This window comes from Micromonospora sp. C95, from assembly GCF_018070465.1.
Taxonomy (GTDB): Bacteria; Actinomycetota; Actinomycetes; order Mycobacteriales; family Micromonosporaceae; genus Micromonospora.
The window spans coordinates 20,403-46,469 of the sequence record NZ_JAGPXT010000002.1 but is presented as its reverse complement, the minus strand read 5'-3'; the positions used below and the strand labels follow the sequence as shown (position 1 = coordinate 46,469).

Annotated in this window: 14 protein-coding genes; 12 read left to right on the top strand and 2 right to left on the bottom strand. The window is 72.4% G+C overall.

Annotation, left to right across the window (positions count from 1 at the left end; genetic code table 11):
- Nucleotides 1-3 precede the first annotated feature (3 nt).
- The 9 genes from KBX00_RS02805 to KBX00_RS02765 all read left to right on the top strand — a co-directional run bounded on the left by KBX00_RS02805 (nt 4) and on the right by KBX00_RS02765 (nt 11,353).
- Nucleotides 4-1,227 carry a stearoyl-CoA 9-desaturase gene (locus KBX00_RS02805; RefSeq protein ID WP_210822944.1) on the top strand — a complete coding sequence of 408 codons (1,224 nt, stop codon included), beginning with the start codon at nt 4-6 and terminating at the stop codon, nt 1,225-1,227.
- A gap of 59 nt (nt 1,228-1,286) precedes the next feature.
- On the top strand, nt 1,287-1,724 hold the full coding sequence (locus KBX00_RS02800; protein WP_210822943.1) for a cobalamin-dependent protein: 438 nt from the start codon (nt 1,287-1,289) through the stop codon (nt 1,722-1,724).
- Complete coding sequence (locus tag KBX00_RS02795; protein WP_210822941.1) at nt 1,717-3,168, top strand: methylaspartate mutase; 1,452 nt, start codon at nt 1,717-1,719, stop codon at nt 3,166-3,168. Before KBX00_RS02800 ends, KBX00_RS02795 begins: the two co-directional genes overlap by 8 nt.
- On the top strand, nt 3,165-4,280 hold the full coding sequence (locus KBX00_RS02790) for a sulfotransferase (protein ID WP_307867973.1): 1,116 nt from the start codon (nt 3,165-3,167) through the stop codon (nt 4,278-4,280). Before KBX00_RS02795 ends, KBX00_RS02790 begins: the two co-directional genes overlap by 4 nt.
- Before the next feature lie 116 nt (nt 4,281-4,396).
- A complete protein-coding gene (locus KBX00_RS02785) occupies nt 4,397-5,635 on the top strand; it encodes an ABC transporter substrate-binding protein (protein ID WP_210823567.1) in 1,239 nt (412 codons plus the stop codon).
- The gene (locus KBX00_RS02780) at nt 5,632-7,350 is read left to right on the top strand and encodes a thiamine pyrophosphate-dependent enzyme (RefSeq protein WP_210822939.1); all 1,719 of its coding nucleotides are present in this window, start codon (nt 5,632-5,634) and stop codon (nt 7,348-7,350) included. The genes KBX00_RS02785 and KBX00_RS02780 overlap by 4 nt, the downstream gene beginning before the upstream one ends.
- On the top strand, nt 7,347-8,744 hold the full coding sequence (locus KBX00_RS02775; protein ID WP_210822936.1) for a pyridoxal-phosphate dependent enzyme: 1,398 nt from the start codon (nt 7,347-7,349) through the stop codon (nt 8,742-8,744). The genes KBX00_RS02780 and KBX00_RS02775 overlap by 4 nt, the downstream gene beginning before the upstream one ends.
- The gene (locus tag KBX00_RS02770) at nt 8,741-9,928 is read left to right on the top strand and encodes a Glu/Leu/Phe/Val dehydrogenase dimerization domain-containing protein (RefSeq protein WP_210822934.1); all 1,188 of its coding nucleotides are present in this window, start codon (nt 8,741-8,743) and stop codon (nt 9,926-9,928) included. Before KBX00_RS02775 ends, KBX00_RS02770 begins: the two co-directional genes overlap by 4 nt.
- Nucleotides 9,929-9,943: 15 nt before the next feature.
- Nucleotides 9,944-11,353: an adenylosuccinate lyase family protein gene (locus tag KBX00_RS02765; RefSeq protein WP_210822931.1), complete on the top strand. Its 1,410-nt coding sequence runs from the start codon at nt 9,944-9,946 to the stop codon at nt 11,351-11,353.
- Nucleotides 11,354-11,442: 89 nt separating this feature from the next.
- On the opposite strand, the gene KBX00_RS02760 is transcribed toward KBX00_RS02765, so the two are convergent.
- Entirely contained in the window at nt 11,443-12,183 is a 741-nt protein-coding gene (locus KBX00_RS02760) for an SDR family NAD(P)-dependent oxidoreductase (protein WP_210822929.1), read from the bottom strand.
- A 68-nt stretch (nt 12,184-12,251) separates the two neighbouring features.
- On the opposite strand from KBX00_RS02760, the gene KBX00_RS02755 reads away from it, so the two are divergent.
- The 3 genes from KBX00_RS02755 (at nt 12,252) to KBX00_RS02745 (ending at nt 24,378) form a co-directional block, all read left to right on the top strand.
- Nucleotides 12,252-13,622 (top strand): aspartate aminotransferase family protein, encoded by a 1,371-nt coding sequence (locus KBX00_RS02755; RefSeq protein WP_307867971.1) that lies wholly within the window; start codon nt 12,252-12,254, stop codon nt 13,620-13,622.
- Between the two features lie 50 nt (nt 13,623-13,672).
- Entirely contained in the window at nt 13,673-20,272 is a 6,600-nt protein-coding gene (locus KBX00_RS02750) for a non-ribosomal peptide synthetase (protein WP_210822927.1), read from the top strand.
- Between the two features lie 68 nt (nt 20,273-20,340).
- Nucleotides 20,341-24,378: a non-ribosomal peptide synthetase gene (locus KBX00_RS02745; RefSeq protein ID WP_210822925.1), complete on the top strand. Its 4,038-nt coding sequence runs from the start codon at nt 20,341-20,343 to the stop codon at nt 24,376-24,378.
- Nucleotides 24,379-24,450: 72 nt separating this feature from the next.
- Here KBX00_RS02745 and KBX00_RS02740 read toward each other — a convergent pair whose 3' ends face one another.
- On the bottom strand, nt 24,451-26,010 hold the full coding sequence (locus KBX00_RS02740) for an MFS transporter (RefSeq protein ID WP_210822923.1): 1,560 nt from the start codon (nt 26,008-26,010) through the stop codon (nt 24,451-24,453).
- Nucleotides 26,011-26,067 lie beyond the last annotated feature (57 nt).

Genomic DNA, 26,067 nt, shown 5'->3' with positions numbered 1-26,067 from the left:
ACGATGGTGATGCAGCAACACGGCACGACCCTCGCCTACACGTCGCCGGACGAGTCGGTGTCGATCCGTGACTCGATGAACGCCCTGCCCCGGGTACTGGCGATGCCGCTGACGTTCCTCACCGGCAAGCCGCACACCGGTCAGCGGCCGGTACGGCTCACGCCCGGAATCCATCTCTGGGCGGCGACCGCCTCGATGGTCGGCGGCCTGGCGATCAGCTGGGTCGCGCTGGCAGCCGGCGGTTGGTGGCTGCTGCTTCTGCTGCTGGGCTGGTCGATGACGCTGCACGGGGCCCGGAACCTGCGGATGATGATGTACCACCAGGCGGCGCACCGGAACATGTGGGCCCGCCCCCGCCGGGACCGGGTGGTCGGTCGGCTGGTCGCCGCCGCGCTCATGGTGCAGGACTTCGACCGCTACAGCACCGAGCACGTCATCGACCACCACGCGGTGCATCACATGACCGTCCGCGATCCCACCGTCCAGGCGTTCCTGATCGGCCTGGAACTGCGGCCCGGGATGACCCGCCGGCAGATGTGGCGGCACCTCGTCCGGCACAAGCTGCTGTCCCCGGCGTTCCACCTGAACTTCCTGCTGGGCCGGATCCAGTCCTACTTCGCCCCGGCCAGCCGGACGCTGCGGGTGGCGACGGTGGCAGGCTACGCCACGGTGGTCGCGTCGGCGGTGCTGTTCGACATGTGGGTCTTCCTGCTGGTCGCCTGGGTGCTGCCGATGACGGTCTTCTACCAGATCAGCAACACCCTGCGGCTGTGCGTCAAGCACACCTTTCCCGGCCCGGAGGTCACCCAGCGGCGCGGTCGGGAGTACTTCGCCAGTCTCACAAACGCCATCCTGATCGGGGAGCGCGCGCCGGTCGACCGGTCGGGTGGGCCGTTGCGCCGCGCGGCCCGGTGGCTGCGCTGGTCGCTGCGGATGCTCGTGGTGCACCTGCCGGCCCGGTACCTGGTGCTCACCGGCGACACGGTGGTGCACGACTTCCACCACCGGCATCCGATGAGTCGCGACTGGGCCAACTACATCTTCGCCCGGCACGCGGACATCGAGGCGGGACATCGCGGGTGGCCGCCGTACCGGGAGGTGTGGGGTCTGGTCCCGGCGATCAACCTGGTCTTCGACTCGTTGGGCCGGGCCGATCCACAGGAGTACGACCGGGCCCGGATCGCTCAGGTGAGCGGCCGCAGCGTCTTCTCCGCCTTCGACGACTGACGGCCGGCACCGCACTGCACACATCGGACCGCACCGCGTACATCGGGAGGTACGACGACATGTCCAGTCGCAAGACCCAACGAACGGTCATCATCGGGGTGGCCCGCAGCGACGCCCACGCGGTGGCCAACCATCTCATCGCGATGCGGCTGCGCGAAGCCGGCTTCTGCGTCGTCAACCTGGGCGTCTGCACACCGCTTGAGGACTTCGCCGACGCGCTGGTAGCCCACCCGGACGCCGAGGCGGTGCTGATCGGCAGCCTCAACGGCCACGCGTACGAGGATCTGCGTGACCTGCCGGCGCTGCGGGCCGCCGGACGCCTGCACTGCCCCCTGATCGTCGGGGGGAACCTCTCGGTGGGCAGTCACAAGGACGGCGACGAGCGGGAGCGGCTGCTGAACCTCGGCGTCGATCACATCCTCGACGAGGCCGACCAGATCCCGCTGCTGCTGGACCTGTTGCACGCCGCCCGGGCCACCCCGCTGACCGGTGTCTGACCTACCCGAGCTCGACGTCGAGCCACGAGTCTCGGCCATGCTGCCGCCCTGGACGGAGACCATGCAGTACATCCGCAAGTCGCCGAAGCGAGCACCGGTGGAGGTGCTGCGCGCCGCGGCCGCACGCCGTCGGCCGGTGGTGCAGCCCCGCTGCGGCGTCGGCGGGCACGACGAGATGCGGAACCTGCTGACGACTCTGGAGCGGCGTGCCCGGCCCGGCATCCTGACCATCACCATCGACTCGTTCACCCGGCTCAAGCAGTTCCGCACCGCGGCCCAGACGTTGCAGCGCGAGCCGGCGGACCTCAACGGTTATCCGCTGGTCACCCACGGCTGGCGGCGCGGCCGGGAACTCAACGAGTCGGTGGACGCCCCGATCGAGGTCCGGCACGGCTCACCCGATCCGCGTGAGCTGTTCGCGGTCTCCCTGGCGTCGGGGTTCACCTCGTTCGAGGGCGGCGGCATCGACTACAACCTGCCGTACTCCAAGGACGTGTCGCTGACCCGGTCCCTGGCGGCGTGGGCGCAGGTGGACCGGCTCTGCGGGGTGCTCGCCGAGGAGGGGGTGATCGTCGACCGGGAACTGTTCGGCACCCTCACCGCCGTGCTGGTACCCCCGTCGGTGAGCCTGGCGGTCTGCGTCCTGGAGGCGCGCGCGGCGAGCCTGGCCGGGGTGCGCTGCCTGTCCATCGCCTACCCCCAGGGCGGCGAGGTGCACCAGGACATCGCCGCGCTGCGCTCGATCCCGGTGCTGGCCCGGCGGTACCTGCCGGAGAACGTGGAGATCTTCCCGGTCCTGCACGAGTTCATGGGCGTCTTCCCGGCCGATCCGGACGTCGCCGACGCCCTGATCCTGTACGGCGGGCTCACCGCCCGACTCGGCGGTGCCGCCAAAGTGATCAACAAGACCAACCAGGAGGCCCGCGGCATCCCCGACGCGCAGGCCAACGTGGCCGGGATCCGCACCGCCACGCTGGCCTGCACCGACCTGCTCGACTTCGTGCGGGTGGACGAGGCGACGGTCGAGGAGGAGACCTACTGGCTGCAACGCGAGGTCGCCGAGCTGGTCGAACCGGTGCTGGCGGCCCCGGACCTTCCGGCGGCGATCGTCGACGCCTTCGCCGACGGACGGCTCGACATCCCGTTCAGCGCCAGCGTGCACGCCCGATCGGAGGTGATCCCCAAGCGGGACGCCACCGGCGCCATCCGCTATCTCAACCCGGGCCGGCTGCCGTTCAGCCGGCCCACCCTGCGCCGTAACGAGCAGTGCCTGCGGGTGGACCGGGCCAGCCTGAGCCGCCGGCTGATCGACGAGATCCGCTCCGACATCAACTTCTTCCTGCACGCGGAGCGGCGGTTCCAGGCCGACCGCGCGACGGTCGAGTGCCCGGACCCGGCCACCGCCGGACCGGGTGCCGCCGCGAGTTCGGGAGGTGTCCGGTGACCACCGTCCTGCTCGATCCGGACGAGGTGACCCGTGCCGCGTTCGGCGACGGCGAGGCGCTCACCGACCAGCCGCGCTTTCTGCCCGCGCTCCGCCGGCTTGTGCGGGCGATGAACGAGGAGGCGCAGCTCACCCCCGACGGGGCACGGGTGGCGCGGGACTCGCTGGTCAACGCGCTGCGCGTCCAGCAGCGGCTGGCCGCCCGACAGCGACCGGCGGTGGACCGGCCGCCGACCGTGACGGTGGTGACCGGCCTGCACCGCACCGGGACGACCCTGCTGCAACTCCTGCTCGCCGCGCACCCGCAGGTGCGCGCGCCGCAGCTGTGGGAACTGCTGGCACCGGGCGCGACGCAGCCGCCCGAGGAACTGGTGGCCGCGGCCGACCGTTACGTGGCGGAGTACCACCGGGCCGCCCCGGCCTTCGCCGCGATCCATCCGCTGCATCCCCGCAAGCCCGAGGAGTGCCACCGGCTGATCGCCAACAGCTTCCACTCCGAGATCTTCGGCCTGCGCTACCACGTGCCCGGATACCTCGACTGGCTGTCCCGCCAGGACCACACCGGGGCGTACGCGCTGCACCGCGAACAGCTCGCCGCGATCGTCGGCTCCGGCACCGGCCAGCACGTGGTGCTCAAGTGCCCGTTCCACCTGTGGCACGGCGCGGAACTGGCCAGCACCTACCCGCAGGCCCGGGTCGTGCGGCTGCACCGGGATCCGGTGACCACGGTCGCCTCGGTGTGCAGCCTCACCCGGACGGTGCGGGCGGCGCGCTCCCGGCACGTCGACCCGTACGAGATCGGTGCCTTCTGGTTGGACCGCACCGCCGCCGCCCTGCCGGGGCTGCGCGACCCCGAGGCGTTCGCCGGCCTGCCGGTGCTCGACCTGCGCTACCGGGACCTGATCGCCGACCCCGTGACGGCGGTCTCCCGGGTCTGCGCGTTCGCCGGACTGCCGTTCGACCCGCCGGCCCAGCGGGCGGTGCGGTCGGCGATCCGCACCGCCGCGCACACCGCTCCGGGCCGCCACCAGTACCGACTGAGCGACTACGGGCTCGACGCGGACGGCCTGCGCCGTCGATTCGCCGACTACCGGGCCGCCTACCGACTGTGACCTTGTCCCACCTGGCACGAGCCGACCGCAGAAGGAGAGATGCCGTGACCACCACGACGAACGCCGAGGTTCCCGCGCCGCGCAACGCGCAGCCGACCGCACCGGCGAGCACTCCGATGGAGCTGGCGTTGCAGGAGATCGAGGCGGTGAACTCGGTCGCCGGCGACAACCCGATCAAGATCGGCATCCTCACGCCGATGAGCCGCCCCGGTGACGCGATGGCCGGCGTACTGGTCTCGCGGGGTGCCCGCCTGGGTGCCGAGTACCTGCGTGAGCACGGCGGTGTACTGGGTGGGCGCAACGTCTCGTTCATCGCGTACAACGACATGGTGACCGCCGCGGAGGAGGGTTTCCCGCGCTCCGCCGTCGCGGGCATGGCGAAGCTGGCCATGGTCGACGAGGTGCTCGCCGTGATGGGCCAGTGGCACCTGCGTACCACCCCGTGGGTGGCGGAGATGTGCGAGAAGATCGGCGTGCCGATGTTCGTCGAGAACGGGCACAGCACGGTGACCCACGGGCGGCGCACGATCTTCCGCACCTACTTCTCGATCGCCGACCGGGTACCGCTGATGATGGACTGCCTGGCCGACATCGGCGCCCGCCGCATCGGCATGATCGCGCCGGACACGGTGTTCGGCAAGACCATGGCCGACACCCTCCAGCAGTACGGCGAGTCGCGGCACGGCATGGAGTTCCTCCGGTTCGACTTCGAGCAGGAGGTCGCGCTCGACTGGCGGGAGCAGCTGCGGCAGATCAAGCAGTGGCAGCCGGACGCGTTCATCAACGGCGGGCTCAACGTCGTCGCCGGCGGCGGCCCGGTCGGCAACAGCTACCACATCCTCCAGCAGGCCATCGAACTCGGTCTGCTGCCGGCGGTGCCGATGATGGTGACCTTCGGCTTCCCGATGCGCTCGCAGGACTACTGGCGGATGGCCGGCGCGGGCGGCAACGGGGTGATGTGGCCGGCGACGAAGTTCCGTCCCTCGTGGTCGGAGATGACGCCGATCGGACGCTGGTTCACCGACCGGTTCATGCAGCGTTACGGCTTCGCGCCGCCGGACACCTGCCTGAGCGCCTTCACCGACGTGACAATCATCGGCCAGGCGTTGCAGGTGGCCGGCACGGACAGCCGCGAGGGCCTGCTCGACGCCCTGGAGTCCACCGAGTTCGACACCTGGCGGGGCCCGCTGCGCTTCGAGCGGGGCGCCGAGCACTGGCACCACAACCCGCCGGAGCTGGTGGTCATGCAGTACCAGACGGTCGGGCAGACCTTCGACGACGCGGCGATCATCTACCCGCCGGCCCTGGCCGACAGCAAGTTCCGGCCCTCGACGGCCGACGGGGAACTGCCGTGACAACCGCCCCGCAGGCGGCGGACCGGGCGTCGCCGGCACCGCGTACCGTCGCCGCCACGGTGGTGGACACGCTGCTCGCCCACGGCGTGGACCGGGTCTTCTGCGTCGCCGGGGAGAGCTACCTGGCGGTGCTGGACGAGTTGCACGCCGCGTCGACGGTCGACGTGGTGACCAGCCGGCACGAGGCGTCCGCCGGCTTCGCCGCGGTGGCCGACGCGAAGCTCACCGGACGACCCGGGGTGTGCCTGGTCAGCCGGGGCCCGGGGGCCACCAACGCGAGCATCGCGGTGCACTCCGCCTGGTACGACGCCACCCCGCTGGTGCTGGTGATCGGCCAGGTGCCCCGCTGCGATCTCGGCACCGAGGCGTTCCAGGAGGTCGACTACGCCCGCGCCTTCAGCGGGCTGGCCAAGGAGGTGCTGGTACTGCTGGAGCCGGCCCGCACCGGCGAGTTCGTCGCCCGCGCGTTCCGCACCGCACAGTCGGGCACCCCGGGCCCGGTCGTGCTGGTGCTGCCCGAGGACGTGCTGGACCTGCCGGACCCGGTCGGCGCGGTGCCGACCCGCTGGCAGCCGGGCGCGACCGCAGCCACCCCGGCCGACCTCGACCGGGTGCGGGATCTGCTGCACGGTGCGCAACGTCCCCTCCTGCTGGCCGGCGGCACGCTCGGCGGCGAGACCGGGCGGCGGGTGTTGGCCGCCGCCGCCCACCGGCATCACCTGCCCGTGCTGACCAGCAACAAGCGCCAGGACCTGTTCGACAACCGGGACCCCTGCTACGCCGGCCACCTGCACAACAACACCCAGGAGCGGCAGCGGACCCTGCTCGACCGTGCCGACCTGGTGCTGGCGGTCGGCACCCGACTCGACGACGTGACCACGCTGTCGCGGCGGCTGCCGAGGCCCGGAAACCCCGCACAGGCACTTGTGCACGTCTATCCCGACCCGCAGCGGCTCGGCCGCACCCATCCGCCGACGGTCGGGCTGGCCGCCGACCCGGTGCAGTTCCTGCGGCAACTGGCCGACCTGGCACCGGCCGGGGTGGACGCGGGGCGGGTCGGCTGGGTCGACGAGCTGCACCAGCTGGAGGTGGCCAAGGCCCGGTGGTCGCCGCACCCCAGCGACGACGGCCTGGCCTTCGGTGCGCTCGTCGCCGGATTGGACGAGCTGACCGGCGGCGATGTGGTGGTCACCCTCGACTCCGGCACCTTCACCAGCTGGCTCTACCGCTACCTGAGGTTGACCGGCGACGCGAGGATGCTCGGTGTCGGTTCCAGCGCCATGGGTTTCGGGGTGCCGGGTGGCGTGGCCGCCGCGCTGCGTACCGGCCGCCCGACGGTGGTGATCGTGGGCGACGGCGGGTTCCTGATGACCGGCTCGGAACTGGCCACCGCGGTGAGCCGCCGGCTGCCGTTGATCGTGGTGATCGCCAACAACGGCAGCTACGGCACCATCCGGGCGCATCAGGAGCGGGCGTACCCCGGCCGGGTCATCGCCACGGACCTCGACAATCCGGATTTCGTCGCGCTCGCCCGCGCGTACGGCGCGTTGGGGCTCGCGGTCACCACGGAGCAGGACGTGGAGCCGTGCCTGGCCCGGGCGCTGGCGCACGGCGGGCCGGTGGTGGTCGACGTCCGCACCAGCCTGTCCTGGATCTCGGCGTACCGCCGGATGAGCGTGAGCGGCCCGGTGAGCATGGAGGTGGGTGTCGCGTGAACCTGCACGAATCACTTACCGAGCTGATCGGTGACACCCCGCTGGTGCGACTGCGCAGCGTGGTGCCGCCCGGCTCGGCCCCGGTCTACGCCAAGGTGGAGTACCTGAACCCGGGCGGTTCGGTGAAGGACCGCATCGCCCTGCGGATGGTGGAGACGGCCGAGGCCGACGGCCTGCTGCGCCCCGGCGGGACGATCGTGGAGCCCACCTCCGGCAACACCGGGGTGGGGCTGGCCATCGTGGCCCAGCAGAAGGGCTACCGCTGCGTCTTCACCTGCCCCGACAAGGTGTCCCGCGACAAGATCGACGTGCTGCGGGCGTACGGGGCGGAGGTGGTGGTCTGTCCCGCCGCCGTGCGGCCCGAGCATCCGGACTCGTACCGCAGCGTGGCGTCCCGGATCGCCGCCGAACGGCCCGGCGCGGTACAGCTCAACCAGTACGCCAACCGCAGCAACCCGGAGTCGCACTACCACACCACCGGACCGGAGCTGTGGCGGCAGACCGAGGGCCGGCTGACGCACTTCGTCGCCGGAATCGGCACCGGCGGCACGATCTCCGGTGTCGGGCGCTACCTGCGGGAGGTCTCCGGCGGGACGGTACGGATCATCGGCGTCGACCCGGACGGTTCGATCTACTCCGGTGGCACCGGGCGGCCGTACCTGGTGGAAGGGGTGGGCCAGCCGAGCTGCCCGGACTCCTACGACCCGTCGGTGGTCGACGAGGTCATCGCGGTCACCGACCAGGAGTCGATCCTGATGACCCGCCGGTTGGCCCGCGAGGACGCCCTGCTCACCGGCGGCTCCGGTGGGATGGCCGCCGCCGCCGCGGTGCGGGTCGCCGCCGCGGCCGGACCGGCGGCCCTCGTCGTCGTGCTGCTACCGGACTCCGGCCGTGGCTACCTGTCCAAGATCTTCAACGACGACTGGCTCGCCGGCCTGGGCCTGTACGACCCACCCACCGACCAGCCGAGGGTGCGCGACGCCGCGACCGGCGGGCATCCGCCGCTGATCCGGCCGGACGAGACCCTGGCCAACGCGGCGAAGCTGCTGCGCGACGCGGACACCACGCACCTGCTGGTCAGTGCGGCCACACCGCCGCTGCGGCTGGCGGAGATCCTCGGTTGTGTCACCGAGGCCACGCTCGCCGGTGCGTACGCCGCCGGCGCTGGCGCCGACGACCTGGTCGGCGACCACCTGAGCCCACCGCCGCCGCAGGTCGGCGCCGGCACGCCGTTGCCGGACGTGGTTCCGATGCTGTCCGAGCCGTCGACCGCCGTACTGGTGGTCGACGGAGGACTCCCGCGTTGCCTGCTGACCGCCCGCTGCCTGGTCGAGTACCTGGGCGAGGGCCGGGGCGCGAGCGGGTCCGCACCATCATCGCGGGGGAAGCCGTGAACGCTGTCATCGAGTACGTGGACCCGATCGAGGGATTCCAGGGCTGGCTGGTCTACGACGGGTTGGACTGCCGGCTGGCCGCCGGTGGTTGCCGGGTGAAGCCCGGGTTGACCGCAGCGGAGCTGGGTGAACTGGCCTCCCGGATGACCCTGAAGGAGCGGCTGCTCGGCATCAACGTCGACGGCGCGAAATGCGGCATCGACTACGACCCGAGGGCACCGGGCAAGGCGGCGGCGCTGCGCCGCTTCCTGCGCTTCCTGCGCGGGCAGCTGATGACCCGGTTCAGCATGGGCTGCGACATGGGCACCCACTGGGACGAGCTGGAACAGCTCGCCGTGCTGGAGGGCATCCCGTCGATCAAGTACGCCGTCCGGGGCGCCCAGGAGTTCAGTGAGGCGGAGTTCGTCGCCCGGATGGGCCTGCTCGACCAGCACGTCGGCGCGCTGACCCTGGCCCAGCGCCGCGCCGGTCACGCCCTGGCCCAGGCGGCGGTGATGGCCGCCCGGGCCAGTGCCCTGCCCGGTCCGCTCTCCTGCACGCTGCAGGGATTCGGCAACCTGGGCCGCGCGGCGGCGTACACGCTGGCACAGGAGGGCGTCCGGATCACCGGGATCGCCGACGAGTACGGCTGCGTCGCCGACCCGCGCGGACTGGACGTCGCCGCGATGCTGGCCGAGCCGGCCGGCACCCCGGTGTCGCAACTGGCCCGGCACGCCCGACGGATGCCGGCTGCCGCGCTGCTCGACCTGCCCACCGACCTGGTGCTGCTCGCCGCCGGCGCCGACGGGCTGCCGGCGGAGCGGGCCGACCGGCTGCCGGCACCGGTGGTGGTGGTCGGCGCCAACTGCGGGCTCAGCCCGCAGGCGGAGCACGCGCTGCACCGGGCCGGTGTGCTCGTGGTGCCCGACTTCGTGGGCGGCATCGGCGGATCCGCCTCGATGGAGGCGCTTTTCGGGCCCACCAGCTGTCCGAGCCCACGCGGGGTGCTCGACGGCGTGACGGAGCTGATGCGCCAGCTCGTCGACCACCTGACCGACGAGGCCTGCCGCCACGACCTGCCGCTGCGCCAGGTCGCGTACGACACGGCCGCCGCCGCCCGCGTGACCCCCGATGAGCCGCCGTACGGCACCAGTCCCTTCCTCACCCGACCACTGACCGCGACCAGCCGACCCGTTCGTCGCTGAACCACGGAGGCACCGATGTCCGTCACCCACGCCCATTCGGTCGACACCTGCCGCCACGAGCGGGGCCACATCACCGACTCCCGCTTCTACGGCAACCGCTACGCGACCGCCGCCAGCCGGCGGATCTACTGCGACGTCTGTCGCAAACAGCGCTGGCTCGACATCGAGGCGGCGCTGGCCCAGGCGCAGGGTGAGCTGGGCATGATTCCCGGGCCGGCGGTCGAGGGCATCGTGTCGGCGGCCCAGCTGGAGCGCATCGACCTGGACGCGGTGCAGCAGGAGATCGAACGCTCCGGGCACTCGCTGGTCGGCCTGCTGCGGGTGTTCCAGGCCGCCTGCCCGGACGGCACCGGGGAGTTCATCCACTTCGGCGCCACCACCCAGGACATCCAGGACACCGGGCAGTCGCTGGAGATCCGGGACACCCTCGACGAGGTCGACCGGGAGCTGGCGGAGATTCTCGCCTGCCTGGTGGAACTGGCCGAGGAACACGCCGACACGGTGGCGGTGGGGCGCACCCACGCGCGCGCCGCGCTGCCGATGAGCTTCGGCCTCAAGGCCGCCAGCTGGATCGACGAGATCCTGCGGCACACCGAGCGGCTGGCGACCGTCCGGTCCCGGGTCGTGGTGGCCCAGCTGTTCGGCGGTGCCGGGACCATGGCCGGCTTCGGCACCGAGGGCATCGGGTTGCTGGAGCGTTTCGCCGCCCGGCTGGGCCTGGGCGTACCGACGATCGGCTGGCACGTGGCCCGCGACCGGGTGGTGGAGTTCGTCACCACACTTGCCATGGTGGCCGGCACCCTGGGTCGGGTCGCCGACGAGATCCGTACCATCGGCCGGCCCGAGTTCGGCGAGGTCACCGAACCGTGGCGGTACGGCAAGGTCGGGTCGAGCACCATGCCGCACAAGCGGAACCCGGAACGGTGCGAGCAGGTGGTGGTGATGGCGAAGCTCGCCGCCGCCCAGGCGGGCATCGCGTACAGCGGGATGATCGGTGACCACGAGCGGGACTCGCGCGCGCTGCGGGTGGAGTGGGCGTGCGTACCGGACGTGTCCCACTACACCCTGGCCGCCTGCGAGATCACCCGGGAGCTGGTCAGCGGTCTCACCGTCAACGTCGACCGGCTGCGCGAGAACACCCGGGTCGTCGCCGACCAGCTCGCCTCCGAGCGGCTGATGCTCGCCCTCGGCGCGCACGTCGGCAAACAGACCGCCCACGAACGTGTCTACGAGCTCAGCCAGCAGGCCCACGACGCCGGTGGCTCGCTGCGGGAGTCCCTGGACGGCTGCGCCGAGCTACGCCGCCTGTTGCCCGACCACGAGGTCGAGGTGATCTTTGATCCGGCCCGCTATCTCGGTGCGTCGACCGACCTGACCCATCGTGCCGTGGCGGAGGCGCGCAAGTGGCTGGCAGGCCGCGGGTGACGGGTGCGCAGCGACGGGACCGGCCGATGCGCCGACGGGCCGGCGGACCCTACCGGGGGCCTGTCCGGCGACCGTCGGCCGGTCCCGGATCAGCCCCGGCCCATCAGCGCGCCGCCGTTGACCTGGATGATCTGGCCGGTGACGAAACCCGCCGTGGCACCGGCGAGGTAGCCGACCAGCGCGGCGACGTCGGTCACCGTGCCGCCCCGGCCGACCGGCGCCTGCGCCGAACGCTGTCGGTGGAACTCCGGCGTCATCCGGTCCCGGTAGAACTCGGTGCCGCCCACGTAGCCGGGGGCGACGACGTTCACCGTGATGCCCGCACCGGCCAGCCGCGCGGCCAACTCAGTGGACCACGGGTGCAGCGCCGCCTTGGCGGCCCCGTAGGAGGCGTTGCCGCGGAAGGCCGCGATGGAGGTCACCGTGACGATCCGGCCACCCGGGCGCCGCAGGGCGGGCAGCAGCGCCTGGGTCAGCAGCACCACCGGCAACACGTTGCCACCGAGGTTGCGCAGATACTGCTCGCGCAGGGTGGACAGATCCTCGGCCGGCTGCGGCGCGAAGTTGCCCCCGGCGTTGTTGACCAGCACGTCGACCGTACGCCCCCCGGCGGTGATCTCGTCGGCGGCCCGGCGTACGTCCTCGGGCTCGCACAGGTCGGCGACCACCGCCCGGACCCGACGGTGCCCGCCGGACAGCTCCTCGGCGGTGCGTCTCAGCACCTCCGCGCGCCGGCCGAGCAGCACCACCTCGTGCTCCGCGGCCAGTTCCTCGGCGATCGCCCGCCCGATCCCGGTGCCACCTCCGGAAACCACGGCCAGCTTGGGCACGCCCACCACCCCTCTCGGTCATCGATGCCCGGCAGTATCCACCACTTCAGTCCGACGGGAGCAGCCGCGTGAGCGCGCACGACCACCACAGCGATCCGCTGCCCGACACGGCGCAGGGCATCCTGGCCGAGGACCGGGCCCACCTGTTCTACTCCTGGTCCGCGCAGCGACAACTGTCGCCGATGCCGGTGGCGCGGGCGCTCGGCTCGTACTTCTGGGACTACGACGGCAACCGCTACCTCGACTTCGCCTCCCAGTTCGTGCACGTCAACATCGGTCACCAGCACCCGAAGGTGGTGGCGGCGATCCAGCGCCAGGCCGAACGGCTGTGCACGGTCAGCCCGGCGTTCGGCAACGACCAGCGGGCGCGGGCGGCCCGGCTGATCGCCGAACGGGCACCGGGCGACCTCGACCGGGTGCTGTTCACCAACGGCGGCACCGACGCGGTGGAACACGCCGTGCGGATGGCCCGCCTGGTCACCGGGCGACCGAAGGTGCTCGCCGCGTACCGCTCCTATCACGGCGCGTCACACCTGGCGCTGCATCTGACCGGCGACCCGCGTCGCTGGCCGGTCGACACCGGTGCGGCCGGCGTCATCCACTTCTTCGGCCCCTACCTGTACCGCAGCGCGTTCCACGCCCGCACCGAGCCGGAGGAGGCGCAGCGGGCGCTGGCCCACCTCGAGCAGGTCATCGCGCTGGAAGGGCCGGGCACCGTCGCCGCCGTGATCCTGGAACCGGTGGTCGGCACCAACGGTGTGCTGGTGCCGCCGGAGGGCTACCTGGCCGGCGTGCGCGAGCTGTGTGACCGGCACGGCATCCTGCTGATCGCCGACGAGGTGATGGCCGGCTTCGGCCGGACCGGACGCTGGTTCGCGGTGCAGAACTGGGATGTCGTGCCCGACCTCATCACCTTCGCCAAGGGGGTGAACTCCGGCTACGTCCCGCTCGGCGGGGTGCTGATGGGTCCGCGCGTGTTCGACGCCTTCGCCGACCGGCCCTACCCCGGCGGTCTGACCTACTCCGGGCACCCGCTGGCCTGCGCCGCCGCGGTTGCCGCCATCACGGCGATGAGCGAGGAAGGGATCGTCGAGAACGCCGCCCACCTCGGTGCCGAGGTGCTCGGCCCCGGTCTGCGGGAGCTGTCCGAACGGCACCCGGTCATCGGCGAGGTACGCGGACTCGGCGTGTTCTGGGCGCTGGAGCTGGTGCGGGACCGGGACACCCGCGAGATGCTGCCGCCGCTCGGGGCGCCCGGCGGACCGCCCGGACCGATGGACGAGGTGGCCGCCGCCTGCCGTAAGCGCGGACTCTGGCCGTTCCTGCACACCAACCGGATCCACGTGGTGCCGCCGTGCACCGCGACCGAGCAGGAGATCCGCGAGGGCCTGGACATCCTCGACGAGGCGTTGTCCGCCATAGGCAGCCACTACCGATGACCTCCGAACCGATCCGACAGTCGTCACCGCAGTCCGTGCCGAGGAGCGAGATGAACCAGCACGCCCAACGCCTCTCCACTCTGACCGCCGAGCAGCGCGCCCTGTTGCTGAAGCAGGTCGGTGCGCAGTTGACCGAACGCCAACGCCCGTCGACCCGGATTCCCCGCCGGGTCGGGGAGGCGGACACCGCGCCCGTGTCCTACCTGCAGGAACAGCTGTGGTTCCTCGACCAGTTGGTGCCCGGACAGTCCACGTACAACGTGCCGTCGGTGTTCCGGTTGCAGGGGTCGCTGGACCTGACGGCCCTGCGCCGCGCGCTGGCCGACATCGTCGAGCGGCACGAGGCGCTGCGGACCACCATCCGGGCCGAGAACGGGGAACCGCACCAGCACATCGCCAAGCCGGGGGAGCAGCCGCACCACCTTGTGGTGGACGACCTCAGCGACGTCGCGGACCCGGAGGCGCGGTTGGCGGAGGCGCAGCGGCGGGTGCAGGAGGAGATCCGGCGACCGTTCGACCTGGCGGAGGGGCCGCTGTTCCGCTCGCTGCTGGTCCGCCTCGACGACGCCGACCACCTGCTCGCCGTCACCATGCACCACATCGCCTCCGACGGTTGGTCGCAGGCGGTGCTCACCAACGAGTTGTCCGAGCTGTACGCGGCGCACCACACCGGCCGCCCGCCGGCGCTGGCACCGCTGCCCGTGCAGTACGGCGACTACGCGGCCTGGCAGCGCCACCAGCTCAGCGACGACGTCTTCGCCGACCAGCTCGACCACTGGCAGCAGCGGCTGAACGGGCTGCCCACCCTGGAACTGCCCACCGACCGACCGCGACCGGCCACCATGTCGTACCGCAGCGCCGCGGTGTCCCGCACCCTCGACGGGGACCTGCTGCACCGGCTGCGTCAGCTCTCCGCCCGCAACAACGCCACCCTGTTCATGACGCTGATGACGGCGTACCAGGCGGTGCTGGCCCGGTACAGCGGACAGGACGAGATCGTCGTCGGCACCACCACCACCGGCCGGGAGCCGGCCGAGCTGGAGCCGCTCATCGGCTACTTCGTCAACATGGTGGTGCTGCGGACCGAGGTCGCCGACGACCCGACCTTCGGCGAACTGCTGACCCGGGTACGCGGCGTGGTGCTGGAGGCGTGGAAGCACCAGCAGGTGCCGTTCGAGAAGGTCGTGGAGCGGATCCAGCCGGTCCGTGACCCCTCGCGGAACCCGCTGTTCCAGGTGGGTCTGCAACTGCTGGGCAGCGCCACCCAGAGCACCGAGCCGAACCTGCCCGGGCTCACCGTCACCTCGCTGGACGCCAACCCGGGCGGGCACCCGTTCGACCTGTCCATCACCGCCACCGAGAGCCCCGACCAGCTGCGCCTGGTCGCCGACTACTCGGTCGACCTGTTCGACGAGCCGCGGATGGCGCGGCTGCTGCGGCACCTGGAACGGGTGTTGCGGACCGCAGTCGACGCTCCGGACACCCCACTGTCGGCGCTGCCGCTGCTCGACGAGGAGGAGCGGACGCTGCTGCTGCACACCTGGCAGGGACCGCAGGGGGAGCGCGCCCGCGAACCGGTGCACGTGCAGATCGCGCGGCTGGCCGCCGAACGACCCGACCTGGTGGCGGCCACCCTGCACGGTGCCGAGCTGACCTACGGCGAACTGGACCGCCGCGCCGGGGTGCTGGCGCACCGCTTCCGGGCGCTCGGCGTGGGCCGGGACGACATCGTGGCGTTGCTGCTGGAACGGGGCTTCGACCTGATCGTCGGCATGGTCGCCGCGCAGCAGGCCGGCGGCGCGTTCGTGGTGATGGACCCGGGCCACCCGGTGCGGCGCATCGAGTTCATCCTCGACGACACCGCGGCCAAGGCGGTGGTCACCCGCAGCGCGCTGGCCGACCGGCTGCCCGAGGGCACCGCCGCGACGCCGGTGCTGGTGGACACCGAGTGGGACGAGTTGTCGGCGGCGGCCGCCGGTGCGGCGCCGCTCGACGAACTGGCCGACGAGAACTCGCTGGCCTACGTGCTCTACACCTCGGGGTCGACCGGCAAGCCCAAGGGCGTGATGATCGAGCACCACGCGCTGAACACGTTCCTGCTCTGGCTCGGCAACATCTTCGACTTCGGTCCCGGCGACCGGTTGCTGCAACACATGGCACCGATCTTCGACTTCGCCGAGGGGGAGATCTTCACCGCACTGACCCGTGGCGTGACGATGGTCTTCGTACCGGAGGAACACCGCACCGACCCGGACGTGATCGGGCAGCTGCTGGTCTCGGAGAAGATCACCTACATCGGCGGGCCGCCGGCCATCCTGGGCCGCATCCCGCCGGGCAGCTACCCCGACCTGAAATACATGATCGCCGGCGGTGAGGCGGTCACGGGTGACCTGATCAACCGCTGGAACACCCCGGGTCGCCGGTTCATCAACGGGTACGGACCGACCGAGGCCGCCGTCGGCTGCATCTTCTACGAGTGCGAGCACCGCACCTGGATCGGCCAACCGCCGATCGGGCGGGCGATGCCCAACCGGGTGGCCTACGTGCTGGACCGGTGGAACAACCTGCAACCGGTCGGCGTGCCCGGTGAGGTGATCACCGGCGGTGAGGGCCTCGCCCGGGGCTACCTCAACCGGCCGGAGCTGACCGCCGAGAAGTTCATCGACAACCCGTACCGACCGGGGGAGCGGATGTACCGCACCGGTGACCTGGGCGTGTGGACCGAGGACGGGCAGATCCAGTTCCTCGGCCGGATCGACACCCAGGTCAAGCTCAACGGGCTGCGCATCGAGCTGGAGGAGATCGAGTCGACGCTCACCGCGCATCCCGGCGTCGCCGAGGCGGCGGTGGCGTTGCGTGAGGACAGCCCCGGCAGCAAGCGGCTGGTCGGCTACGTGGTCCCGGTCGGCGCGGCGGCGCCGCCGACCGAGGAACTGCGCGAGCACCTGCTCGCCGACCTGCCGCCGTACATGGTGCCGCACGTCTTCGTGGCCCTGGCGGTACTGCCGCTGACAAGCGTCGGCAAGGTGGACCGTAACCGGCTTCCGGTTCCCGAGGAGACCGGCTCGGCCGAGGTGGAGCTGGTCGCGCCGCGCACCCCCGAGGAGGAGCGGGTCGCCGAGATCTTCGCCGCGGTGCTCGGTGTCGAGCGGGTAGGCGCCGACGCGAACTTCTTCGAGCTGGGCGGCAACTCGCTGATGGCGGCCCGGGTGCTGTCCCGGATCACCGAACTCGGCGGGGCCAGCGCGACCATGCGGGACTTCTACACCAAGCCGCGGGTCAGTGAGATCGCCCAGCTGCTCGCCGGAACGCAGCCGCGCACCGATCCGGCGGCCCCGACCGACGTGGCGCCGGTGGCCGACCAGACCCGGGCCCGGCTGGAACAGGAGATCGCCGACCTGGAACAGCGGCTACGGGCCGCGCGGGCGGCCCTCGCCGGGCAGGACGGCCCGGTATCCGGCGGGCACGAAGGGCAGCGGCTACCGTTGTCACCGACGCAGGAGCAGCTGTGGTTCCTCGAACAGCTGGCACCCGGCCAGCCGACCTACCACATCCCGGTGCCGGTACGGCTCACCGGACCACTCGACGTCGAACTGCTCGGCCGGGCGCTGACCGCCGTGGTGGCCCGCCACGAGGCGCTGCGCACCACCTTCGGCACCGACGACGACACCCCGTACCAACTGGTGTCGGCCGCCGGTGCGGTGCCGCTACCGGTGCACGAGCTGGCTGTGACGGCAGCCGACGACCGGGAGCAGGCGCTGCGTGTCGAGCTGGAGCGCGACGCCACCGAGCCGTTCGACCTGGGTGGCGACCTGATGCTGCGGGCCCGGCTGATCCGCCTGGACGGCCAGGAGCACGTGCTCAGCATGGTGTTGCACCACATCTGCGCCGACGGCTGGTCGGCCGGGCTGCTGGTGCGTGATCTCGCCGAGCTGTACGACGCGTTGCGGCACGACCGGCAGGCACAGCTGCCCGCCCTGCGGTTGCAGTACGCCGACCACGCGCTGGCGCAGCGCCGGCAGCTGGACGCCGGTGACCTGGAGCCGCAGCTGGCCTACTGGGCGCGGCAGCTGGCCGACGCGCCCACCCTGGACCTGCCCACCGATCGTCCCCGCCCGGCCACGGCCAGCAACCGTGGCGCCCTGCTGGTGCGTCGGATGCCCGCCGACGTGCTGGCGGGCCTGCGCCGGGTGGCCCAACAGGAGCAGGCCAGCACGTACGCGGTGCTGCTCGCCGGCTTCAAGACGGTGCTGATGCGCTACACCGGCGTCGACGACGTGGTGGTCGGCACCGCCGGTGCCGGTCGCAGCCGTCCGGAGCTGGAGGATCTGGTCGGTTTCTTCGTCAACATGCTGGCCCTGCGTACCGACCTCTCCGGCGATCCGAGCTTCGGCGAGGCGGTCCGCCGCACCATGGGCACCCTGCTGGCCGCCTGGGACCACCAGGACGCGCCGTTCGAGCGGGTCGTCGGGCGGCTCGGTCGACGCCGCGACCCCAGCCGCAATCCGGTCTTCCAGATTTCCATCGACCTGCTCAGCGGCGACCTGGTGGATTTCCGGTTCCCCGGGATGGCCGCCGAGTTCCTCGATGTCGATCCGGGCGTCTCCCGCTTCGACATGGCGATCAACGCGTACGAGGAGACCGACGGGATCACCTTCCGGATCGAGTACGCCACGGATCTGTTCGACAGCGCCCGGATCGAGGCGATGTTCAGCCACCTGGAGCGGGTCCTGCGGGCCGCCGTGGCGGCACCGCAGACGCCGCTGTCGGCCCTGCCCCTGCTCGACGACACCGAGCGGGCCGAACTGCTCGCGCTGGCCCAGGGGGAGCGGCGACCGCACCGAACGGCCACCCTGCCGGAGCTGTTCGCGGCGAGCGTGGCCCGTACCCCGCAGGCCACCGCGGTCATCGCCGCCGAGAGCACGCTCAGCTACGCCGAACTCGACGAGCGCAGCCGGCGGCTCGCCGCGGGGCTGCGTGCCGCCGGGGTCGGCACCGGCGACGTCGTGCCGGTGCTGCTGGAGCGCAGCCTCGCGGAGGTGGTGAGCGTGCTGGCCGTGCTGCGGGCCGGCGCCGCGTACGCCCCGATGGACCCGGCCGCACCGCCCGGCCGGCTGGCCTTCCAGGTGCGCGACACCGGCGCCCGGGTGGTGGTGGGCGACCCGGCGCGGCTCGACGCCCTGACCGGGGTGACCATCGTGGACCCGGCGGCGGAGCTGCCGGACGCGGCCGACGAGCCGTGGCTGGCCGAGCTGACTCCCGAGTCACTGGCGTACGTGCTGTACACCTCCGGTTCCACCGGCGAGCCCAAGGGTGTGCTCATCGAGCACGGCATGGTCGCCGGCTACCTGGAGTGGATGGTGCCGGACTTCGGCATCGCACCGCAGTCCCGGATGATGCACTGCTGCGCACCGGTGTTCGACCTGGCCGTCGGTGAACTGTTCGGTGCGCTCACCGCCGGGGCGGCCGTGGTGGTGGCCGGTCACGACGACGTGCACCGCCCAGGTGCGTTGACCGGGCTGGCCCGCGAGACCGGCGCGACGCACATCTTCACCACACCCACGGTGCTGGGTCTGCTCGACCCGGCCGAACTGCCGCAGCTGCGGTCGGTGATGATGGCCGGCGAGCCGGCGCCGCCGTCGCTGGTGGCCGCGTGGCACGTCGACGGCCGACGGGTGCTCAACCTGTACGGCCCGGCCGAGGCCACCGTGGGCTGCACCTGGTACGAGTGCCCCGCCGGCCCCGCACCCGCCGCTACGGTGCCGATCGGCCGTCCGATGCCGAACCGGCGGGTGTACGTGGTCGACGACAGCGGTGACCTGGCGCCGGTCGGTGTCCCCGGTGAGCTGGTCGTCGCCGGCAACGGGGTGGCGCGTGGCTACCTCGACCGGCCCGAGTTGACCGCCTCGGCATTCGGTGCCGACGAGCGGGCCGGGGAGGGGCGGGCGTACCGCAGCGGTGACCTGGCCCGGTGGAACCGGGACGGCCAGTTGGAGTTCCTCGGCCGCCGCGACGGGCAGGTCAAGCTGCGTGGCCTGCGGGTCGAGCTGGGTGAGGTCGAGCATGCCCTGCGTACGACGGCCGGCGTGTCCGGGGCCGCCGCGGCGGTGCACGGCACGGGCACCGAGGCGGTCCTGGTCGGGTACGTGGTCGGCGAGCTGTCGGACGACGACGTGGCGGCCCTGCGGACGACGCTGGCCGGGAAGCTGCCCGGATACATGGTGCCCAACGTGGTGCTGCGCCTGCCGCAGCTGCCGCTGACCCGCACCGGCAAGGTCGACCGCAAGCGGCTGCCCGCTCCCGAGTCCGGTGCCGGGCAACCGGCGTACGTGCCGCCGGGCACCGACGACGAGCGGCTCATCGCCGGCGTCTTCGCCGAGCTGCTCGGTCTGCAACGGGCGGGCCGCGGGGACGAGTTCTTCCTCAGCGGCGGCAACTCGCTGCAGGCGATCCGGGCGGTGGGTCGGCTCAACGACGCACTCGGGGTGCCGCTGACCGTGCGGGACTTCTACGCGGCACCGACCGTCGCGGCCCTGGCCGAGCTGGCCGGACGCCGACGGGCCGCCGAGCAGGCGGCGCAGTGGGAGCTGCTCGACGAGATCGAGCAGCTCAGCGACGACGAGGTGGAACGGCTGCTGGCGGCGGACTGATCGCCGGTCGCGTCCGCGGGCCCCGCCGCCGTGCGCGGCGGGGCCGGCGGTGTCCTGAAAGGAGTGAGATGTCCGACGAGACCTTCGACGGCAGGGTAGCCCGACTGGACGAGCGCCGGCGGCTGCTGCTGGAACGGATGCGGCAACAGCGCCGGCAGACACCGGCCACGATAAGCGCCCGCCCGGCCGGCGACGAGCGGGTGCCGCTGTCGCGGGCCCAGGAACAGTTGTGGTTCCTCGCCCAGCTCGCGCCGGCCGAGCCGACGTACAACCTGGTGCAGGCCTCGTACCTGACCGGCGAGGTGGACACCGCCGCGCTGCGGCGGGCGTTGGACGGCGTGGTCGCCCGGCACGAGGCGTTGCGCACGGTCGTGGCGAGCGTCGACGGCGTGGCGTACCAGCGGGTGCTGCCGCCGGGGCCGGCCAGCCTGGTCGTCGACGACGTGTCCCGGCTGCCCGAGGAGCAGCGCCGTGCGGCGGCGCTGACCCTGCTCCAGCAGCAGGAGGTGCACCGCCCGTTCGACCTGGCCACCGGCCCGCTGTTCCGGGCCCGGCTGGTCCGACTCGGCCCCACCGAGCACGCTCTCGCCGTCGCGGCGCACCACATCGTGGTCGACGGCTGGTCGATGGGCCTGATCCTGCGGGAACTGGCCGCCGGGTACGACGCCCACCGGCACGGCACGCCAGCGCAGCCGGACCCGCCCGCCCTCCAGTACCCGGACTTCGCCCGCTGGCAGCATCAGCAGCTGGCCACGGCCGAACTGGACAACCACCTGAGGTACTGGGCGCAGCGGCTGGCCGATCTGCCCACCCTGGAACTGCCGGCCGATCGACCCCGGCCGACCACCGCGTCGTTCCGGGGTGCGTTGCTTGAGCAACCACTGGATCCGCAGCTGCACGCCGGGGTGCAGGCGTTGGCGAAGGAGACCGGCGCGAGTCCGTTCATGGTGCTGGTGGCGGCCTTCGCGGCGATGCTCGCCCGCTACACCGGCACCGACGACCTGGCCGTCGGCACCACCTTCAGCGGACGCAGCCGACCGGAGTTGGAGAGCGTGGTCGGGTTCTTCGCCAACATGGGGGTGCTGCGACTGGACACCTCGGGCGACCCCAGTTTCGCCACCCTGGTCGACCGGGCCCGGGACACCTGCCTGGGCGCGTGGGAGCACCAGGACGCCCCGTTCGAGCGGGTGGTGCAGCGGCTCGCCCCACCCCGCGACCCGGGCCGCAACCCGTTGTTCCAGGTGGCCGTGCAGCTGCTGGACGGCTCCACCTGGGGCGGACCGACGCTGCCCGGCACCGACAGCACCCCGGTCGACCTGCGGTTGGACCGGTCCCGCTTCGACATGATGGTCAGCCTGGTCGACCACGGTGACCGGTACTCGGTGCTCACCGAGTACTCCACCGACCTGTTCGACGCGCGGCGGGTGCGGGCCATGCTCGACCACGTCGCGCGGCTGCTCGACGCGGGCCTGGCCGAGCCGGGTACGCCCCTGTCGCGGTTGCCGATGCTCGATCCCGCCGAACGGGAGCGGGTGTTGGCCCTCGGTGCGGGCGCGCGCCGGGAGGTCACCCCGGCCACCGTCCACCAACTGGTCCGGGCGCAGGCCGAGCGCACCCCCGACGCGGTGGCCGTCCGGGACGCCGATCACGAGCTGACCTACCGCGAGCTGCTGGACCGGGCCGCGCGGCGGGCGGCCGGACTGCGCGCCGCTGGCCTGCGACCCGGCGACCGGGTGCCGGCGTTGCTGGACCGGGGCGTCGACGAGGTGCTGACGCCGCTGGCGATCTGGCACGCCGGTGGGGTGTACGTGCCGCTGGACACCGCGGCCCCGCCGAACCGGCTGCGCCGGATCCTGACCAACTGTGCCGCCCGGCTCGTGCTCACCCGCACCGAGCATGCCGATGGCGTACCGGACGGTCCGTGGCGGACGCTCCTGCTCGACGCCGGCGACCTGGACTCCGGCGCCGGGCTCGCCCCGGAGCCGTCGACCGGCCCGGACGACCTGGCGTACGTGCTGCACACCTCGGGCACGACGGGTGACCCGAAGGGCGTCCAGCTGCCGCACCGGGGTTTCGCCACCTACCTGGACTGGATGCGTGACCAGTGGCGCTGCGGGCCCGGCGACCGGGTGCTGCACGGCTGTGCGCCGGTGTTCGACCTGGCCGCGGGTGAGGTGCTGGCGGCGCTCACCTCCGGCGCCACGGTGGTGGTGATCGGCAAGGACCGGCTGCTCTCGCCGGGCGGGCTGGCCGAGGTGCTGGCGGCCGAACGGATCACGCACCTGTTCCTGACGCCGACGACGCTCGGTCTGGTCGAGGACGACACCGACCGGTTCGACGCGCTGCGGGAGGTGCTGGTCGGCGGCGAGGTGTGCCCCGCCGACCTGGTGGCCCGGTGGGCGCGTCCGGACCGGCGCCGGTTCGTCAACCTGTACGGCCCGACCGAGGCCACGGTGGGCTGCCTCGCCCACGACTGCACGGACTGGTCGGCACCCACCCCGCCGCCGATCGGCACGACGATGCCGAACCGCCGCACCTACCTGGTCGACCGCTGGGACAACCCGGTCCCGGTCGGGGTGCCGGGGGAGATCCTGATCGGTGGCGCGGCGCTGAGCACCGGCTACCTCAACGACGAGGAGCTGACCGGGCGTCGGTTCACCGTGGATCCGTTCGATCCGCAGGGGCGGGTCTACCGCACCGGCGATCGCGGTCACTGGGACGCGCAGGGCCGGCTGCACTTCGGCGGCCGGCTGGACGGCCAGGTGAAGTTGCGGGGCCTGCGCGTCGAACTCGACGAGATCGAGGCACTGCTGAGCCGGCACCCCGGGGTGGCCCGGGCCGCCGTGACCGTGGTGCGCGACGGCAACGGGGTACAGCGGCTCGTCGGGTACGTGGTGGACGCCGCCGAACCGGCCACCGACGCGACGTTGCGGACGCACCTGGGCACGGAGCTGCCCGCCCACCTGGTGCCCGGCGGGTTCGTCCGGCTGCCCGCGCTGCCACTGACCACCAGCGGCAAGGTCAACCGGCGGGCGCTGCCGGCACCGGAGGCAGTGGAGACCGACGACACCGGGGCGGCCCCCACCACCGGGGCCGAGCGCCGGGTAGCGGAGATCTTCGCGGAGGTGCTGGGGGTGCCGCGGGTGGGCGTGGAGACGTCCTTCTTCGACCTCGGCGGGCACTCGTTGCAGGCGGCGCACGTGCTGGCCCGCATCGCCGGGCGGATCGGCACGTCGGTGTCGCTCAAGCAGTTCTATGCCACCCCCACCGTCCGGTCGGTGGCCCGGTTCGTCGACCACGGACCGGTGGTGGACGCCTCGCCACTTGTCACCCTCAAGCCCACCGGCTCGCGGCCCCGGCTCTACTGCCCGCACGCGGTCTCCGGCTCGCCGTACTGGTATCTCCCGCTGAGCCGGGCGTTGCATCCGGAGCAGCCGATGGACGGCTTCGAGGCGCCGGGACTGGAGGGCGGCATCGACCCGGTCGACGACCTGGTGACGCTCGCCGGGCGGTACGTCGGTGCGCTGCGCGAGCGGCAGCCGAACGGGCCGTACCTGCTCGCCGGCTGGTCGATGGGGGGCTTCCTGTGCTTCGAGATGGCCCGGCAACTCGCCGCCGCGGGTGCGGCACCGGATCTCGTGGTGATGATCGACTCCAACGAGCCCGGCCCGTTGCCGCTGCCGAGTGAGCGGCAGGTGATGGAGACCTTCGTCGCCGACCTGGCCGGGCTCTCCGCGGCACCGGCACCGCCGCTGGACGCCGCGGTGGTCGACGCGACCGATCCGATCGGGGCGCTCACCGGGTTCCTGGTCCGGCACGGACTGATCCCGTCGGACGTGCGGGCCGACTTCGTCGCCCACCGGTACGCGGTGTTCCGCGCCAACATGCGGGCCATCTACGGCTACCAGCCGGCACCGTACGCCGGCCGGACGGTCCTGGTGCAGGCGCAGCGGGAGGTCAGCCGCGCGGCGTGGCGCCGGTGGAGCCCGGCGATGGAGGTGGTGACGCTGCCGGGCGACCACTACTCGATGTGGTCCCCGCAGCACCTGCCCGCGCTGGCAGCCCTCATCGACGACCAGGTGGCGCGGGTGCTCGACCTCGGCTGACCGGAGTCGGGGCCCGCCCGGACGATCGGTCTGGGCGGGCCCCGGACGAGCATCATCACCCGGCGACCCCGGTCACCTCGGGGCGGGGCGCGCTCCGGTCGGCGTGGACGTCTCCTCGACCAGGCCCGCCTCCGGCTCGGCCTCGACCTCCCCGGGGGGTGCGTTGCCCGGCGCCGCCACGGCCTCCACCTGCTCGGCAGCGTCGCCGGTCGGTGCCGGCTCGGCCGGCACCCGGGTGGACAGCCGCCAGGTCCGGTAGGCCAGCAGGAACCCCAGCATCAGCAGACCGGCGTCGACCCAGAGGCTACGGCTCAACCCGAGCGCGGAGCGGCTCGGGTCGTTCTCGGCGGTCGCCAGGTAGACGCCACCGACGACGACCACACTGACCACGCTGGCCAGCAGCGTCCCGGTCGAGACCAGGGCCGACAGGGCGGCGGCGTAGCGGGGCCCCACGGTCGCGGCCGTCTGCTCCACGAGCGTGCTGAAACCGGCCGCCATGCCCGCACCGGCGAGCAGCAGCAGCGCCGACACCACCGCGATCGGCCAGCCGCCGGCCACCACGACCGCGAGTGCGGCCAGGGCAAGGGCGAACACCAGCAGGCCGGCGACCGGCAGCGGACGGTGGAATCGTTTCGGCAGCCGCGTCCAGGTGAGGCTGACGGCCGCGAACCCCACGGGGTACGGGATGAACATCAGCCCGGCCTGCAGCGGCGTGTAGCCAAGCCCGTTCTGCACGTGCAGGGTGAGCGGGAACAGCACCCCGGCGAAGGCGAAGTTGAGGATGCAGCAGGCCAGCAGTCCCGACTTGACGCCTCGCGGTCGCAGCGCGTCGATCTCCAGCACGGGCTGTCCGCCCCGGGCGCCCAGCCGCAGCTCGTACCGCACGAAGAGGACCAGCCCGACGGTGCCGGCGGCGACGCTGGCCAGGGCCCACGCGGGCCAACCCTGTTCCCGCCCGAAGACCAGCGGTGCGACCACCGCGCCCATCGAGACGGCGAGCAGCAGGATGCCGACGATGTCGGGCCGGAACCGCGAGTTGGACGTGTGCCCGGGCAGGTAACGTGGCGCCGCCGCCAGCAGGGCCAGCCCGATCGGCACGTTGACCAGGAACGCGGCTCGCCAGCCGCTGCCCAGCACGTCGGCGCTGACGATCACGCCGCCGGCGATCTGACCGGCGGCCACGCCGAGCGCCAGCACCATCGAGTAGAGCCCGATTGCGCGGGCCCGGGCCGGCCCGGTGAAGACGAGTTGGATCACCGAGAGCACCTGCGGCACCATCATGGCCCCGAAGGCCCCTTGCAGCAGGCGGGCGGCGACCAGCGTGCTCGCGGTCGGGGCGATTCCGCAGAGCAGGGAGCTGGCGGTGAAGCCGGCCAGCCCGATCATGAACAGCCGCCGGTGTCCCACGTCGCCGCCGAGACGCGCGCCGGTGACCACGAGCACCGCGAACATCAGTGTGTACCCGGACAGGATCAGTTGCAGTACGGCGCCGGAGGTATTCAGGTCATCCTTGATGGTCTTGGTGGCCACCGCGACGATGGAGTTGTCCATCGTCGCCATGATCTGTGCCACCAGGAGGATGAGCAGCACCAGCCGGGCGCCCCGTGGTCGACCTTCGTCCTCAGTGGCCATCGACGCTCCTCGTTCTTCTCGGTTGTCACGCCCGTTGCCGTGCTAGAGGCTTCCGTG